Raw genomic sequence first — 16,578 nt, 5'->3', positions numbered from 1 at the left:
CTTTGCGATCGTCTCTGCCAGGGCTAGCCGTATCAAAAGCAGCCCTGCAAGAGTCATGCTGAAAAACCTTGCCGATCACCCGCCGATCCCGGGAGGCCCTACCTTAATCCTCGCCGAAAGGCGCCCGCCGTTACGGCTGTGGCGCATGGTCCGGTCAGGCGATGGATCGAAGGTCGCGGCAGGCCCCTCAACATGCGGCGACTGAATAGCACCTGCGATAACAGAACGGCTGGCGTGCCGGGTCAAGGGGTTGACGGGACTCTTCTGTGTTCTGTTATTAACGACAGCGGCCTTTCGGCCAGCCCGCGGGCGCAGCGCGCCTGGTGGAAACGCGGTTTTGAAAGCAGACGCATGGATTCCTCACACCCCTCCGAGCAGCATGCCGAGACCCGGCTGGTCACCTCCGGCCGCGACACCAAGGCGCAGAAGGGGTTCGTCAACCCGCCGGTCTTCCACGGCTCGACCGTGCTCTATCCGACCGCCGAGGACCTGCACGCCCATCGCGGCGAGTTCCAGTATGGCCGGCACGGCACGCCGACGACCCGTGCGTTCCAGGAGACCCTGATGGCTCTGGAGGGGCCGCAATGCGCCGGCGTGGGCATCGTGCCGTCGGGGCTGTCGGCGATCTCGACCACCCTGCTCTCGGTGCTGAAGGCCGGCGACCACATCCTGGTCTGCGACAACGTCTATCGGCCCTCGCGCAATTTCTGCAACGGCATGCTCACCCGCTACGGCGTCGAGACCACCTACTTCGATCCGATGATCGGCGCCGGCATCGACAAGCTGTTCAGGCCCAACACAAGCGCCGTTCTGGTCGAGGCGCCCGGCTCGCAGTCGTTCGAGATGCCGGACATCCGCGCCATCGCCGAGGTCGCGCATGGGCGCGGCGCGCTCGTCATCGACGACAACACCTGGGCGACGCCGCTCTATCACCGCTCGCTCGAACAGGGCGTCGACATCAGCATGCAGGCCGCCACCAAATATATCGGCGGCCATTCCGACATCATGTTCGGCACCATCTCGGCTAATGCCAGGGCCTGGCCGCAGATCGCCGAAGGCATCCGCCTGCTCGGCGTCTGCGCCGGTCCCGATGACGTCTTCCTGGCACTGCGCGGCCTGCGTACGCTGTCGGTGCGGCTGGCGCAGCATCATCGCTCCGGGCTCGACATGGCGCGCTGGCTTGCGAGCCGTCCCGAGGTCGCGCGTGTGCTGCATCCGGCGCTCGAGACTGATCCCGGCCATGCGATCTGGAAGCGCGACTTCACGGGCGCGTCGGGCCTGTTCAGCATCGTCCTGAAGCCGGCGCCGCAGAAGGCGGTCGACACCATGCTCGATACGCTCAAACTGTTCGGCATGGGCTTCTCCTGGGGCGGCTTCGAGAGCCTGGTGATTCCCTTCGATTGCGACGCCTATCGCACCGCGACCAAGTGGGCGCCGGGCGGCCCCACCCTGCGCCTGCATATCGGGCTCGAAAGCGTCGACGACCTCAAGGCCGACCTCGATCGCGGCTTCGCTGCCCTCAAGGCAGCAATGTGAGCCTGCTCACAAGGCATCGCGCCGGGGGAACGTGCAGAAGCCGCAAACGTTAACGCCGACGCGCCAACAAATGGTTTGAACCTCAAGCATTTGGCGCTAGCCTCACCAATCGACTCCAATCCGGACTCGGAGCATGGGAACGTTGGTACTGCTCGATCTGATGGGCGGCGTGGCGCTGTTGCTGTGGGGCCTGCACATGGTCCACAGCGGGATTCTGCGCGCCTTTGGCCCGGACCTGCGACGGCTGCTCGGCAAGGCGCTTGGTAACCGCTTCAACGCGTTCGCCGCCGGCCTCGGCCTCACTGCGCTGCTCCAGAGCAGCACCGCGACTGCGCTGCTCACGAGTTCGTTCGCAGCCGAGGGCCTGCTCAGCCTGGTCACCGCGCTCGCCATCATGCTCGGCGCCAATGTCGGCACGACGTTGATCGTGCAGGTGCTGTCGTTCAACATCGCCGCTCTTGCGCCGGTCCTGTTCGTGCTCGGACTGGTCGCCTTCCGCGTGGGCCCGCGCTCGCGGATCAAGGATGTCGGCCGTGTCTTGATCGGTCTCGGACTGATGTTGCTGTCGCTGCATATTCTGCTCAACACGCTGGCGCCGGCCGAGAACGCACCGGGCGTCCGCGTCGTGATGTCCTCCATCACCGGCGATCCCGTTCTGTGCATCGTAATCGCGGCGCTCGTCACTTGGGCGGTGCATTCGAGCGTCGCCAGCGTGCTGCTGATCATGTCACTCGCCTATTCGCAGTTCATCTCGCCTTACGCGGCGCTCGCGTTGGTGCTTGGCGCCAATCTCGGCAGCGCCATCAATCCCGTATTCGAAGGCGCCAAGCGTGACGATCCCGCCAGCTATCGCCTGCCGGTGGGCAATCTCGTCAATCGCGTGATCGGGATCGCCCTGGTCCTGCCTTTCCTGAGCCCGATCGCCGAGCACATGCACGCCTGGCAGCCGGATCTCGCCAGGATGACGGCGGCGTTCCATATCGCCTTCAACGTCGGCACGGCCATTATCTTCATCGGCCTGCTCGACACCATGTCGCGCCTGTTGACCCGGCTCCTGCCCGATCGTGTTCAGGAGGCCGATCCGGCCCGGCCGCGCTATCTCGACGAGACCGCGCTGGAGTCGCCGTCGCTGGCACTGGCCGATGCCGGCCGCGAAACCCTGCGCATGGGCGATCTCGTCGAGATCATGCTGCGCAAGGTGATGGCGGCGATGATGAGCGGCGACCGCGCGCTGGTCGACCAGGTCTCGAAGATGGACAACATCGTCGACGGCCTCGACGAAGCCATCAAGCTTTACGTGACGAAACTCATGCGGGGCAGCCTCGACGAAAGCGAGGGCCGGCGCGCGATGGAGATCATCTCCTTCGCCATCAATCTGGAACATATCGGCGACATCATCGACAAGAGCCTGAGCGAGCTCGCGACCAAGAAGATCAAGCGCCGCTTCCAGTTCTCGCCCGAGGGCGCCGAGGAGCTCGCCGCCTTCCACAAGCGCACGATGGATTCGCTGCGCATCGCCTTCGGCGTCTTCATGTCGGGCGACGCCAACGAGGCACGCAAGCTGCTGGTGGAGAAAACGGCGCTGCGCAACACCGAGCTTGCCGCCGTCGAGCGCCACCTGGACCGCCTGCGCGAGGGCCGCCCGGAGACCATCGAAACCACCTCGCTGCATCTCGACGTGCTACGAGACCTGCGCCGCATCCATTCGCACATCTGCTCGGTCGCCTATCCCGTGCTCGACGCGGCCGGCGAGCCCCATCGCAGGCACGAGGCGGAGACGGCCGCCCTGCCCGCAACGGGCGCGGCGTCAGCGTTGCCGCGCTAGTCGCCTTGGATCAGCGCTCCAGCGTTTTTGACGCGCGGCCGCGGTTCTTCACGATCAGCATGATGTTGCGGATGTAGATCACCGTGGCCAGCGCCTGGCCGAGGATAATCACGGGTTCGCGCTTGACGACGCCATAGACCAGCGTCATCAGCCCGCCACCCATGGAGCAGAACCAGAACGCCATCGGCACCACGCTGTTGCCGGCGCGCTCGCTCGCGATCCACTGCACCAGGAAGCGCGCGGTAAAGAACAGCTGCGCGACGAGGCCGAACGCGAGCCAGAAGTCGAACTTGGCCACGAAGACGTCGTAGAAATAATTGCTCAGCGCCTGACCGTATTGGATGATCATGCCGTCACCTCAGTCACATCCGGCGTCGGCTTCTTGCGGCGGATCAGCCACCACACGCCCACGAGATCCATGATGCCGATCCACAGCCGGTCGAAGAAACCGTAGTTTGACACGCCGGAATGTCGCGGGCGGTCGATCACGTCGACATAGGCGATCTCAAAACCCTCACGGCGCACCAGCGCCGGCAGGAAGCGATGCAGCCCGTCGAAATAGGGCATCATCAGGAACACCTCGCGCCGGAACGCCTTCAGGCCGCAGCCGGTGTCGCGCGTACCGTCCTTCAGGATCGCGTTGCGGACGCCGTTGGCGACGCGCGACTGGAATTTCTTGAAGCCGGTATCCTTGCGGCCGACGCGTTGTCCGGCGGCGAGTCCGACCTTGCTTCCGTTCTCGACGGCCGCGATCAGGTCCGGCAGGAAGGCCGGATTGTTCTGGCCGTCGCCGTCGAGCGTCGCCACGATCGCCCCACGTGCCGCACGCACGCCGCTGCGCACGGCCGCGGATTGGCCGCCTGATTTGGCATGGCGCAGTTGGCGCAGATTGTCCCGCTGCTTCATGACCGCGCCGAGCCGTTCGCCGGTCGCGTCGGTCGAACCGTCATTGACGTAGATGATCTCATAGGCCCAGCGGCCGTCGAGCGCCGCGCCGATCTCCTCGATCAGCGGCACGATGTTGTCGGCTTCGTTGCGCACGGGAACGACGATGGAAACCGAGGGCTGGAAAACCGAAGGCTGAGACGACAAATCGAAGCTCGTGGTTGGAATTGGCTTGGCTCGGGAACCGGCGGGCCCGGCAGGCAGCCGCTTTTATGGGGCGGATGCCCCGTGGGCAACCCTTTTGAGGCGGCCCGAGACCGCCCCTGCAAGAGGCACAATGGTGCCGTCGGCACGGATGGCAAAGCCGAGCCTGCGGGCCGCGAACCAGTAGCGCACCGCCATGGCGCCGACCATGCCGACCAGGGCGCCGGCCACCACGTCACTCGGGTGGTGCGCAAGCAGCACCAGTCGCGTCAGCAGGATCACGATCGCGTAAGTGAACATGAACACGCGCAGGCGCGGCCACAGCGCCGAGACCGCGAACGCCAGCGCGAACGCCGTCACCGCATGACCCGACGGCAGGCTGGCATAGGCCCCGGTCCCCTCGAACGGCATGAAGTTGAACGGATTGGCCTTGCCGCCGACGAACGGACGTCCTCGACCGATGAGATATTTCAGGATCTCGGCGACGAATATCGGCACGGCAACAGACAGAAACATGAACTGCAGCCGCGTGCCGAGGCCGAGCAGCAACGCGCGGCTTCTGCCGCGCAATCCCGCAGCAACCAGCGCCAGCACCACCAGCCCGCCCCCGAGCGCGGAGAGCACATACTCGTCCTTGCCGAAATCGGTCAGGATGCGGATCGGCCACAGGCCCGGCGTGCCGCGCGCCGGCATCAGCTGGATCTCGGTCAGGTCGAACACGACCATCAGCGCGATGACGAGGGCTGCACCTGCCGCACTGAGCCACAGCGAATGCCGCGCCAGCTTTCGCGCGGCCTCGGCGCGGCGCGAATGCGAGGGCGTACGCACGAGCTGCGCCAGGGCGCGCCCCGACAGCGCGAGCAATTGCGCGGGATAGCTCGCGCGCGGCGCGATGTCGGTGGGTGCCGACATCCTACTCGGTGCCTTCCGAGCGGAAGATCGAGATCGAGATCGCACGCCCTTGCGAGAAATTGTAGCCGTCGATGCGCGTACCAACCTTGTAGCGCAGCCCGATCGCCTCGGCGCGCTGCACGAAGCCGCGCTCCGAACGCTGCTCGATCAGCGCGAAACGGCAACTCCCCTGCCGCAGGAAATCCGCCGCGCCCGAACCGTCGGTGAGCACCGTCTGCGTGCCGGTCAGGAAGACGAGGCTTGGCTCGTGATAGCCGGCCGCGGCCGCCTTCGGGCCGACGCAGGTGACGTTGCGAAGCGCGCGTGCGATCTCGATGCTCGGAAACAGCGGCGTCAGAGACGGCAGCACGATGCCGTAGACTGTCACCGCGAGCATCAGGGCTGCGACCAGCGCGTTGAGAAGCGAGCGCTCGGCGTGATTGTTGTCGTGGAGCCACCAGGCGAACAGGCCGAAGATCAGCGAGGCCGCGATGAACGGCCACGCCACGAAAGCAGGCTGCCGCGTCAGCATCACCGTGCCGACGACCGCGATGATCGAGCCGCCAACGGGGATCGCGAACCACCAGGCCGAGCCGCGCATCAGCCAGGACCACGACAGCACCCGCCGCTCGAGCGCGCCCGCGGTGAGGATCGCGATCGCAGGGTACAGCGGCAGCACGTAATGCGGCAGCTTGGTCAGCACCACCTCGAACACGATCCAGGACGGGACCAGCCAGGCCAGCAGGAACTGCGCGCCGGGCTCGCGCCGCGCGCGCCAGACCGCGGGCGCCGCCATCGCCGCGAGCGGCGCGCCGGGCCAGAACGTGATCCAGAACAGCACCAGATATAGTCCGGGCGGCGCGCCGTGGGATTCTTGCGCGCCCAACTTGCTCAACATGTCGCCGCCGACAGAGTCGGCGAAGAAGGCGTCGCCCGCGCGCCAGAAGATCGCGACGAACCAGGGCAGCACCAGCACCAGCATCCACATCAGGCCCCAGAGCGGGCGCAGCTTCCACAGCCAGGAGGCATCGCGGTCCTGGATCGCGAGCGCGATGATGGTCAGGCCTGCGAACATCAGGATCAGCGGGCCCTTGATCAGGATGCCGACAGCGAGAGCCGTCCAGAAGATCGCGGGCCAGCTCCAGGGCGGATGCGTCTCGTCCTCGGCGCGCTGCCACGACAGATACGCCCGTGCCATCGCGCCCATCGCGGCGACCACGCAGAACAGCAGCATGGCGTCGGTCTTCGCAAGCCGCGCCTCGACACCAAGCAGCACGGAGGCGCACATCAGAAGGGCTGCAAGCACCGCGGCGCGCCGCGTGACGAAGCCGAGCGCCGTCCAATAGGTCATGAGCACGGCGCCAATAGCGCCGATCAGCGACGGCAGCCGATAGACCCAGATGCGCAGTTCGGCCCGCGGCAGACCGAGCGCCGATGCGGTCTCGACCGCGGCCGCTTGCAGCCAGTAGATCCCGACCGGCTTCTTGTAGCGGACGTCCTCTTGGAAGCGGATGTCGACATAATCGCCGCTCTCGACCATCTGCTTGGTCGCTTGCGCAAAGCGCGCCTCGTCGCGGTCAACGGGCGGAATCGTGAAGAAGCCCGGCAGGAATAGCAGCAACGCGCACAGCAGCAGGAAGGCAACCGCGCGGACGTGGCTGGCCGTGGCGATGTCGAACATGGACACGAGCCGGCTGCCCGGATTCACCGGGGATTTCGGCTCGCGGGGAGCTCCAAAACGGGGTGCTGGGTAGGTTTCGGCCATCGGTTCCGCTTACGCTGAAACCGCCATCGCCACAACCGCTTGAGGCAGCGTCACTGAATTCGAATGACGACTGTGTCCGCGGCGCCCGTGGCATCGATGACGGTCAGCCGCGCGAAGCCCGGACCGGGCGGATCGATCAGACGCTGGCGACGTCCGTCGATCTCACCCTGCGCCGTTCCGTTAACCATGACGGTCATGGGCAGAACGCCGCCGGCGACCTTGACCGGCATGGCTGCGTCCCCCTCGCCACCTGTGCGATCGACGTCGATCCGCGAGCCGTTCAGGGGAAACTGGATGTGCAGGGCCTGTTCGCCCCCGGTCCGCACCAGATCCCCGACCGGGCGGAAGCGCCTCAAGGGCAACGGCAGCTTGGCGTTGCTGGCAACGAGAGTTCCTCTCGGTGGCTTCGGCAACGGGAGGAGCGTTTTGCCGGTGCGGGCGAAGGCGTCGAACAGGATCGGCGCGGCGGCAACGCGCCCGATCAGGCCTGGAACCGGCGCACCGTCGGGCCGGCCGACCCAGACGCCGATGGTCATGCGCCCGTCGAAGCCCATCGACCAGGCGTCGCGGTAGCCGTAGGAGGTGCCGGTCTTGAAGGCGATGCGGTTGTGAGCTGCGTTCTCCGGCGGCGGGGTGCCGAGCAGCACATTGCCCACTTGCCAGGCCGCGACCTGATCGAGCAGCCGCAGCGGCTCGCGGTCGTCCCTGTCGCTCATGATCTCGCGCAGTGGCCTGGTGGTGCCGAGCCGGGCGAAGCCCGCATAGAGCTGGGCGAGGTCCTGCAGCGTCACGCCGACGCCGCCAAGGCCCATGGCTAGTCCCGGCGCCTCGTCTTTGGGCAGAACGAGATTGCCACCGGCCTGGCGAAGCCGAGAGGCCAGCCGGCTCGCGCCGACGCGGTCGAGCAGGACGATCGCGGGTACGTTCAGCGACAGCTGCAGCGCCTTTTTTACCGGCACCGTGCCCTGGAACGTCATGTCGAAATTCTCCGGGGCGTAGGAGCCGAAGCGCACGGGCCGATCGTCGATCAGACTGTCGGGATGAACGAAGCCGTCCTCGAAAGCGAGCCCGTAGATGAACGGTTTCAGCGTCGAGCCCGGCGAGCGGATGGCGCGGGTCATGTCGACCTGCCCTGCCCGGCGCTCGTCGAAATAATCCGCCGAGCCGACGCGCGCGAGCACGTCGCCGCTCTCATTGTCGACGACGATGATCCCGACCGAGATGTTCGGTCCCAGCGCAATGGCACGGTCGCGCGCCAGCGGCTCCAGCACCTTCTGGAGGTTGGCATCGAGCGTCAGCTTGATGACGGGCGCGTCCTTGACCGTCGCAAGCGCCGCATCGGAGGCGTGCGGCGCCAGGAGCGGCATCGGCTTGCGCAGTTTCGGCACGGGAACGGCTTTGGCCTGCTTGGCATCATCGAGGCTGATCTGTTGCTCCTCGACCATGCGGTCGAGCACGCGGTCACGCGCTTTGCGCGCCGCATCGGGATAGCGATCGAGCCTGCGGGTCTCCGGCGATTGCGGCAGCGCGACCAGCAACGCGGCCTCAGCCAGCGACAACCGCTTCGGCTCCTTGCCGAGATAGGCGATCGAGGCGGCGCGAATGCCCTCGAGGTTACCGCCGTACGGCGCGAGCGCGAGATACAGGTCGAGAATCTGCTCCTTGCTCAAGCTGCGCTCGATCTCGATCGCACGCACCATCTGCCGCAGCTTTGCATAGAGCGAGCGTTGCCGCCGCGGCTCCATCAGCCGCGCGAGCTGCATCGAGATGGTCGAGCCGCCCGAGACGATGTGGCCCCTCGTCGCGAGCTGAAACGCAGCGCGCCCCAGTGCCAGCGGGTCGATGCCGTCATGTGCGTAAAAGCGCTGGTCCTCATAGGCGAGCAGCAGCTTCAGATAGGTCGGATCGACGTTCGCTTTTGTCTCGACCGGTAGCCGCCAGCGCCCGTCCGCCATCGCATAGGCGCGCAGCAGCTTGCCGTTGCGGTCGACGATGGTGGTGGAAACTTGGCGGGCTTCATCGAAAGGCAGCGGACCGAGGGAGTAAGCCCAGGCGACGAAGCCGACGATGGCGACGATGAGCGTGAGCGCGAGGCCGGAGAGGAGGCGATGGCCCCTGCTCCTTGCTCCATCATGGCCGGGCTCATCCCGGCCATCCAAATTTTCTCTCCCGCTCATCTTGCCATCACTCACTTCGCCGCTCGCACCTCGACCGTGCCGGTCCCGGTGCGGCCGTAGCGCGAGGGATTGTACATGTCCTCGACGTAGGCCTGCGGCAGCACGTATTTGCCGGGCGAGACCACACGCACGATATAGGCCACCGTGAACACCGCCTTGGAATCCGAGGCCCGGTCGACGGCCGCCGTGAAGCGGTCGTCGCGGAACTCGGTATCCTCAGGCTCTTCGCCATCCTCGATCCAGCCCAGCGTGCCGCTGTCACCCGACGACACCAGTTTTGGATTGTCGATCTCGAGGCCCGCCGGCAGATAGTCGGACACCATGATGTGGCCGTACTCGGGCTTGGCCTCGGTGATCTTGAGCACCACGGCGAAGCGGTCGTTCTGCTTGACCTTGCTGATATCGGCGGGCTTGCCGTCGAGCGTGAAGAAACTGCGCTCGATCTTGAAGCCGTTCGACGCCGCGGGCTCCGGCGTCACCGGCGAGCCCGACACCGAGATCACCGCCTGCACTGGTGCATCGCCGGTGTTGGTGATCTTCAGCGGCTTGCCCTCCAGCGTCACAGCCTTGTAGCTGCGGTACAGCGCGGTCTTGACCGGCTGGCCGTCGACTTCCATCGACAGGTTCTCCTTGGCGAGCGCGCGCGCCGCCAGCACCAGCCACGCATTCTCCTGCGTGGAGGTGTAGGGCGTCAGCCCGCGCGCGGTCTCGACCCGCGACACCGCCTGCGTCAGCGTCGCCTTCGGCGCGTTGCCTTCACTGGCAAGCGACACCAGCGCTGCGGCATCGCGGAGCTGCGAGCCATAGTCGGTGCGGCCGAACTCCAGCACCGGCTTTGGGGCGAGACTGTCGAGGGCTGCGCCATAGACCCGCTCCGCGCGGTTGCGGTCGCCGACCAGCGCGAGCGCGGCGGCGAGCTGCGATTTCGCGATGGGAGTTGCGAGGTTGGAGAGCTTGGTGTCGGCGAGATAGCGGAGGTCGCCGATTGGCGCCGCGCCGTTCCGCGCAAGCACATAGAGGCCGTAGGCGAGATCGCGGCCGCCGTCCTTCTCCGGCTCATTACCGTTGACGACGGAGTTGCGGATACGATCCAGCGCGGTCTTGAACAGCACATCCGGCACCACAAACCCCTTTTCGCGGGCGCGGGTCAGGAAGTCCGTCACATACGCATCGAGCCACGCGTCGTCACCGCCTGCCGACCACAGCCCGAACGAGCCATTGGAGCCCTGACGGGCCAAAAGCCGCTCAATTGCGTCGCGGATCCGCTGGTCGACTTCGGTGTCCATGGCCAGATGCGCGCCGGCAGCGAGATCGTTGACATAGAGCAACGGCATCGCCCGACTCGTGATCTGCTCCGAGCAGCCATAGGGATAGCGATCGAGCGCCTTGAGGATCGTCGCCGCATCAAGCGCAGTCGACAGGCTGGCCGAGACCGAGACGCTGCCGGTACCCGGCACGAGATCGGCGAACATATCCGAGGTCAACGTCAGGCTCTCACCCTTTGCGAGCGTCCGGATCGAGCGCCGCGCCAGAACTTGCGTCGCCGCCTTGACGTCGAGCGCATAGTGGCGCGCCAGCGCCAGGCCATTCGGCCCCTTGATGTCTACGTCGAGCGTCGCCTGCCCCGCCGCCGTCGCATCGATGGCCAGCGAGAAGGAGTTGCGCTGCTTGGCGGCGAGCTTGACCGTGGTTGCGGGATTGCCGGTCATCTTCACCGGCCCGCCCGTCTTCACGTTGATGACGTAGTCGCCCGCCTGCCCCTCGACATTGTCGATCTCGAGATTGACCGTGCCGTGGTCGCCGTTGAGCAGGAAGCGCGGCAGGGTCGTGGTCAGCACGACAGGGTCGCGGATCACGATATCGGTGTTGGCACGACCGAGCTTGGTCGCGGTCCACGCCACCGCCATCACGCGCGCGGTGCCGGCGAACTCCGGAATGTCGAAGCTCACTTCTGCCGTGCCGTCGGCGGCAACGGTGACGATGCCCGAATAGAGCGCGAGCGGCTTTTGGGCGGGCGGCGAGCCCTGGAGCTCGGCGGCACCGGCGTCGCCGCCGGACTTGATCTGCCCGCGCGTGCCCGACATGCCGTCGATGAGTTGCCCATAGAGATCGCGGATCTCCGCGCTCAGGCGGCGCTGACCGAGATAATAGTCGTCCGGCGCCGGCGGCTTGTAATTGGTGAGGTTGAGGATGCCGACGTCGACCGCGGCGATGACGATCTTGGCGTCCTCGCCCGGATTGAGCCCGTCGAGCTTGACCGGGATCTTCAACATCCCATTCGGCCGGATCAGAGCCGGCGGCGTCAGCTTCACTTGTAACGTGCGGGTCTGCTTGTCGATGCCGAACCATTTGAGGCCGATGGCACGGCCCGGCATGCGTTGCGCGGCCGCATCGAGCGGACGGCGCAGCGTCGCCACCACATAGGCGCCGGTGCCCCAATCCTTGCCGACCGGGAGCTTCACCTGCGCGGTGCCTTCCTTGACGTCGATGGTCTGCGTCGTCAGCAGGCGATCGCCGAGCACGTTGACGGTCAGCTTGCCGGCACTACGGACGTTGACCGACACGGTCATCATGTCGCCCGAGGCGTATTGCGGCTTGTCGACCGAGGTCTCCAGGAGGTCCGGCGTGTCGGCGCTGCCGTCGGAATACCAGCCGACGTCGAACTGCACCGAGGTCACCGGCCCGTCGGCGTCGTTCGACTTCACGTCCAACCGGTAGCGGCCGGGCTTTGGGCTCAGCGAAATCCGCGACGGCTTGTCCGCGGCGACGGTCACGTCGCCGTCGGAGACGCGCGAGGTCGATTTGACTGGCTCGTACTCCCAGTAATTGCTCTGGCGATACCATTGGTAGCGCGACTCCATTTTCAGGAGCTCGTAGCGCAGGCCATCGCGGCGAAGCCTCTCACCCTCGGGCGAGACGAACACGACATCGAACTCGGCCTTGTCGCCCTCGGCGACGTTCTTATCGCCGAACAGCGGCTTGATGCCGATCATGGCAGCAGCAGGCGCGACCGGCAGCACGATCTTGCGTTCAACGGCGCGGCCGCCGGTCTCGACCATGCGCACAAAGATCTGCGCCTCCTGCGGCCGCGTCGAGGCCGGCTGCTTGTCGAGCGTGACCGGGAAAGTCGCAACGCCATTAGCGTCAGCTTCCGGCAGGTTCTCCAGCGGCGTGCGCTCGTTCGAGGTGGTCTCCTCGTCGGCGACGCCGAACTGGTACCCGGCAAAGCCCGGCCGCTCCGACGCGGGCGCGACCAACATGTCGCCTTCGAGCGCCAGCCCGGAGGCCGGCGCGCCATAGAGGAAATGACCGTCCGCCTTAAGCTCCACTGGAGCGTTAGCTTTGATCAGCTTGTCCTTGGCAGATAAGTCGAATTCGATCCGATCAGGGACGTAGTCCTCGACCATGAAAGTGGTTTCGCCGACCGAAGAGCCCTTCGGATCGGTGAAGGCGCGCACCCGCCAGGTCCCGGTCGGAACGGCCGAGTTGAGCGGCACGGACAGGGTGCGCCCGCCGGCGCCCTGGTCGGCCAGCATGGCGCGGCGGTATTCGACGCCGTCGGGGCGCTCGATCACCAGGGTCATCGGCCCGCCGGTGACGGCGTTGCCCTGCCCGTCGCGCAACAGCGCGGTGAGATAGACGGTCTCGCTGGAGCGGTAGACGCCGCGCTCGGCATAGACGAAGGCGTCGGCTCCCGCAGGCACAGCCCTGCCCGAAACGCCACGGTCCGACAGATCGAAGGCGGAAGACCTGAGGCTGAGGAAGGCGTAGTCGGCCTTCTCGCCGGTCACGGTGAGCATCGCCGGCGACAGGCCGCCCTCGCCGCGCGCAAGCCCCGCCTCGAACAGCAAATGGCCGCTGTCATCGGTCTTGCGGGTGGCCAGGATCTCGTTGTTGCGCGCGACCAGCCGCACCTCGGCTTTGCCGACCGGATCGGTCGACGCCAACGAATTCACGAAGACATGGATGCCGTCATTGCCGGAATAGACCGTGACGCCGAGATCGGAGACGATGAACCATTGGGTGGCGAGCTGATAGTCGTCGTCCGAGCCCGGCCCCTTAGCCGCGGCCGTCATCACATAAACGCCGGGCTGGAGTTCGCCCAGCGCCTGGTCGACCGGGAATGCGGTGGTGACGTCCTGGTTCAGCGTCATCGCGGTCGCAAGCTCGCCGGTCCAGACTTTCACGCCGCGCTCGCCGCCGAGATCGCTGAGCTGGTATTTCGACAGCGTCTTCTGGAAATCGCTGTCGACCACCGTGTTGATCAGATTGCGGTCGCCGATCCGGAACACGTTGATGTTGACGGCTGGCGTGTTGACGCTGACGACGGGAATGCCGCGCTGGCCTGTCCTCGGCAGCACATAGGCGCGGCTGGTGAAGCGCACGAACGGCTTGCGGTCGCGCACATAGACGTTGAACTCGGCCGATTTCGGCAGGCCCTCCTTCACGGTGGACGGCAGGCCGGCGCGTAGATTGATGTTGTAGCGCTCGCCATGCTTCAACCCGTCGACGCAGAGCTGCTTGCCCTCGGCCGACAGCGCCGGCTTGTCCTGGCCCGCCAGCGCGAGGTACGGCGCGAAATCGGTGCGTTTTGCCAGCTCCTCCGAGAACTGGAAGCAGGCGCGCGGACTGGCGGAGTCCGAATCCACGGTGTAGTCGAGCAGCCGAAACCCGTGCTCGTCGCGCATCTTCTCATATTGGCCGCGGACATCGGCGACCTCGCGCATGTCGAGCGACAGCCGCAGCGCATCCAGCGCCGGCCGCCACAGTTTCCGTTCGGACAGCGATTTGCCGAGCACCGCGAGCGCGTCGGCCTCCTCGCCCGCATTGCCGGCGCGCTGATAGGCTATGTAGGCGGCAGTCGAGGCGCGCTCCAGCAGGAAGGTCTGCTCGCTCGAACTCTTCGGCGATATCTGGAAGATGACTTTCGCCAGCCGCAGCCAGTTGCCGGCATCCTCCGGCGTGGTTGCCGCGATTTGGCCGAGCACCGACAGGCCGGTGCGATAGTCGTTGCGCCGGAAGGCAGCATCGGCATCGGTGCGCAAGCTCGCGCCGCTCTTGGCGACCGGCCCCGCCTCGCCCTTGATCTGCGCCTCCAGCTTGATCGCGGAATCGGCGAGGTCGTCCCGCTTGAAGGCTTTGTCGGCGGCCTGCGCAACGCTAAGGCCGAACGCCAGCGTGGCGCAGAGTGTGACGGCGCGAACAAGACCGATCATGGATGGACTCCCGGAAATCGCGGACGAACGCCGCTTGTCGCATGAAATGCGCGGAAAGGTGACGGACTCAAGGCGATGGAACCAAAGGTGCAAACCGTCGCATTCGCCATGACAAGGCACGCCCAGAGGAGACCAATCAAGCTACCGCCACGCACGCCGTCCTGATGGCGCAGCAATACCCGACCAGTCGTCCGGCGGCCGTGTCCCGGAAGCTTTCCAGCGTTCCCGGCGATGTGATCCATCGTCCAGTCCGCTGCCGCTCAACCCGGCACCCTGACACCCCACCGTTCCGCTTTGTCGCGGCTTCGCGGAAAACGGTTCGGTTCAGGCTTGGCGAAAGGCGATATTTTTCATATTGGCATGGTAGATGAACAGCCAGCCCCAAACCAGGGCGGCTCAAGACGGTCCCGTAGCTCAACTGGATAGAGCATCAGATTTCTACTCTGAGGGTTGCAGGTTCGATTCCTGCCGGGATCGCCAGCGCTTTTAGCGTCGCTGATTTTGCTGACAAAAAATGGCGTGGTTTTCTCACCTTTTGAGCACCCTTTTCGGGTGAGGAAAAATTCTCTATTCGTTCTCACATGTCAGACGACCTCACTATGCGCCGCACCGTGATCGGCGGCGAAACCGTGCCTGATGATTACGAGGTAATCTGGGACGAGCTTTCGATCGGACGGATCTTGCGCGGCGTCGGCGTCGGCGGCAGCGACGGGTGGTCCTGGTCGGTCTTCCTGCCGAACGTGCCCCAGCGCGACCAGCACCGCGGCGGCGCCGGCAGCCTCACCGAGGCCAAGGCCCGCTTCCGCACCGCGTGGGACGATCTGCACGGGCAGATCAGCTACGATGACATCAGGAAGGCACGCGAGATCCAGGGCCGCCGGCGCCCGTGGCACCGATAAAGACAAGGAACGTGGAATTCGGTCGAAGGTTAAACCGCTGCCGGCTCACCGCCCGAGCTGGCGGAGCGGCCCCGGCCTAACCTCAAAAGCCCCCTGAAGCCGGGGCCGTGTCTCCGTCGGGGGCGATAGTATGGAGTAAGCGTATGCGTTCCTCGCCCTCGATCGTGCCGGCCGATCGCCTCGACCGCAATACGCTGCCGCTCCGGGGCGCGGCTTGATGTTCCGGGAGGGCAAGCCGCAAGGTCCTGCGCCGCAAGACGAACGCGAGCACTTCATCCGATGCCCGGTCTGCGGCAAGATGCTGGACATGCGCGACCTGGGTGACGTGCTCGACCATCTGCACGGCCAGGAGATCGAGGAAGAGCCCACGGCACATTGACGGAGGACCGGACGTGGCATGCGCCCGCTGTGACGGCACTCACTGGGTTTGCGAGAGCCATCCCGATCGGCCTTGGGACGGGCCCAAGGCCTGCGGCTGTGGCGGCGCCGGCGAGCCCTGCCCGAACTGCAACGATGCCGCGCACGACGAGCTGCCCGTGCTGCCGAAGGGCTTCGACCCCGGCCTCACCAACATGGAGATCATGCGCCAGCTGCTGCGGAACCCGGCTGGAAAGCCACGTCGGAAGCCGCGGAGCTAGTCCGACCTCTCCCGTCAAATGAGAAGAGCCGCTCGAGGCGGCTCTTCAGTTCAATTATGGCCGCGTCGGATCAGCTGATCGTTAGCGCTGGTTTCGACTTGCGCCGATAGGCCATGAACCCGACACCTGCGAAGCCGAGCATCATCATCGCCCAAGTTGAAGGTTCAGGCACCGCCGCGACGACGGGGAAACTCGCGGTCCAATATCCGGCGGTCGGGAACCCGGCATAAGGGGTCCCGTGGTTGAGTGCGTTGAACTGATCTTTCACAATGCCCGAGACGGGATTGTCAGCAAGGATAGACACAAAGGTCGTGAAATTCGGATCGCTGCTGTCGTAGGCAAAGATCGCGAATCCCTGCTGATTATCGTGAAAAACAAACTGGCCGTTGACAGGATTCACGTAGGCAGCGAAGTCGAAGCCGGTACCGCTGACGGTGAAGGCGTTCAACGTAATTCCGGGATACGCGACCTGGATATTTGTCACGTCGAACATGGGAATCATTCCCGCGAGCACATCGCTCAACGGAACGTCAAAGGTGGCG

11 protein-coding genes, 1 tRNA gene and 1 pseudogene are annotated in these 16,578 nt (G+C 65.7%); 6 read left to right on the top strand and 7 right to left on the bottom strand.

Going from position 1 to position 16,578, the window contains the following annotated elements; translation table 11 throughout:
* Positions 1–351: 351 nt before the first annotated feature.
* Entirely contained in the window at positions 352–1,536 is a 1,185-nt protein-coding gene (gene metC, locus BRA1417_RS0123520) for a cystathionine beta-lyase (protein ID WP_027517913.1), read from the top strand.
* A gap of 133 nt (positions 1,537–1,669) precedes the next feature.
* Positions 1,670–3,361: a Na/Pi cotransporter family protein gene (locus tag BRA1417_RS0123515; protein WP_027517912.1), complete on the top strand. Its 1,692-nt coding sequence runs from the start codon at positions 1,670–1,672 to the stop codon at positions 3,359–3,361.
* 10 nt (positions 3,362–3,371) lie between these two features.
* Here BRA1417_RS0123515 and BRA1417_RS0123510 read toward each other — a convergent pair whose 3' ends face one another.
* From BRA1417_RS0123510 to BRA1417_RS0123485, 6 genes are all read right to left on the bottom strand, one after another.
* Positions 3,372–3,710, bottom strand: a complete 339-nt coding sequence (locus tag BRA1417_RS0123510) for a lipid-A-disaccharide synthase N-terminal domain-containing protein (protein WP_027517911.1) — start codon at positions 3,708–3,710, stop codon at positions 3,372–3,374.
* Positions 3,707–4,453, bottom strand: coding sequence for a glycosyltransferase family 2 protein (locus BRA1417_RS0123505; protein ID WP_027517910.1), 747 nt, complete (start codon positions 4,451–4,453; stop codon positions 3,707–3,709). Before BRA1417_RS0123505 ends, BRA1417_RS0123510 begins: the two co-directional genes overlap by 4 nt.
* 63 nt (positions 4,454–4,516) lie before the next feature.
* Entirely contained in the window at positions 4,517–5,362 is an 846-nt protein-coding gene (locus tag BRA1417_RS0123500) for a phosphatase PAP2 family protein (protein ID WP_027517909.1), read from the bottom strand.
* A gap of 1 nt (position 5,363) precedes the next feature.
* Positions 5,364–7,106 carry a glycosyltransferase family 39 protein gene (locus tag BRA1417_RS0123495; RefSeq protein WP_027517908.1) on the bottom strand — a complete coding sequence of 581 codons (1,743 nt, stop codon included), beginning with the start codon at positions 7,104–7,106 and terminating at the stop codon, positions 5,364–5,366.
* 50 nt (positions 7,107–7,156) lie between these two features.
* Positions 7,157–9,283: a penicillin-binding protein 1C gene (gene pbpC / locus BRA1417_RS0123490; RefSeq protein ID WP_245286264.1), complete on the bottom strand. Its 2,127-nt coding sequence runs from the start codon at positions 9,281–9,283 to the stop codon at positions 7,157–7,159.
* Positions 9,284–9,294: 11 nt separating this feature from the next.
* The gene (locus BRA1417_RS0123485) at positions 9,295–14,499 is read right to left on the bottom strand and encodes an alpha-2-macroglobulin (protein WP_027517906.1); all 5,205 of its coding nucleotides are present in this window, start codon (positions 14,497–14,499) and stop codon (positions 9,295–9,297) included.
* A gap of 403 nt (positions 14,500–14,902) precedes the next feature.
* Here BRA1417_RS0123485 and BRA1417_RS0123480 point away from each other — a divergent pair.
* The 4 genes from BRA1417_RS0123480 to BRA1417_RS40790 all read left to right on the top strand — a co-directional run bounded on the left by BRA1417_RS0123480 (position 14,903) and on the right by BRA1417_RS40790 (position 16,036).
* A tRNA-Arg gene (locus tag BRA1417_RS0123480) sits at positions 14,903–14,979 on the top strand.
* A 101-nt stretch (positions 14,980–15,080) separates the two neighbouring features.
* Entirely contained in the window at positions 15,081–15,398 is a 318-nt protein-coding gene (locus BRA1417_RS0123475) for a hypothetical protein (protein WP_027517905.1), read from the top strand.
* A gap of 217 nt (positions 15,399–15,615) precedes the next feature.
* A complete protein-coding gene (locus tag BRA1417_RS44930) occupies positions 15,616–15,777 on the top strand; it encodes a hypothetical protein (protein WP_198034940.1) in 162 nt (53 codons plus the stop codon).
* Positions 15,778–15,790: 13 nt separating this feature from the next.
* Positions 15,791–16,036 carry a hypothetical protein gene (locus tag BRA1417_RS40790; protein WP_035968758.1) on the top strand — a complete coding sequence of 82 codons (246 nt, stop codon included), beginning with the start codon at positions 15,791–15,793 and terminating at the stop codon, positions 16,034–16,036.
* 70 nt (positions 16,037–16,106) lie between these two features.
* On the opposite strand, the pseudogene BRA1417_RS46325 reads toward BRA1417_RS40790, so the two are convergent.
* Positions 16,107–16,211: pseudogene (locus BRA1417_RS46325) on the bottom strand (PEPxxWA-CTERM sorting domain-containing protein); the annotation flags it as partial.
* Between the last annotated feature and the right edge of the window lie 367 nt (positions 16,212–16,578).

The sequence above is a fragment of the Bradyrhizobium sp. WSM1417 genome (genome assembly GCF_000515415.1).
In the GTDB taxonomy this organism is placed as follows: Bacteria; Pseudomonadota; Alphaproteobacteria; order Rhizobiales; family Xanthobacteraceae; genus Bradyrhizobium.
This window is presented reverse-complemented; position numbering and strand designations above follow the sequence as displayed.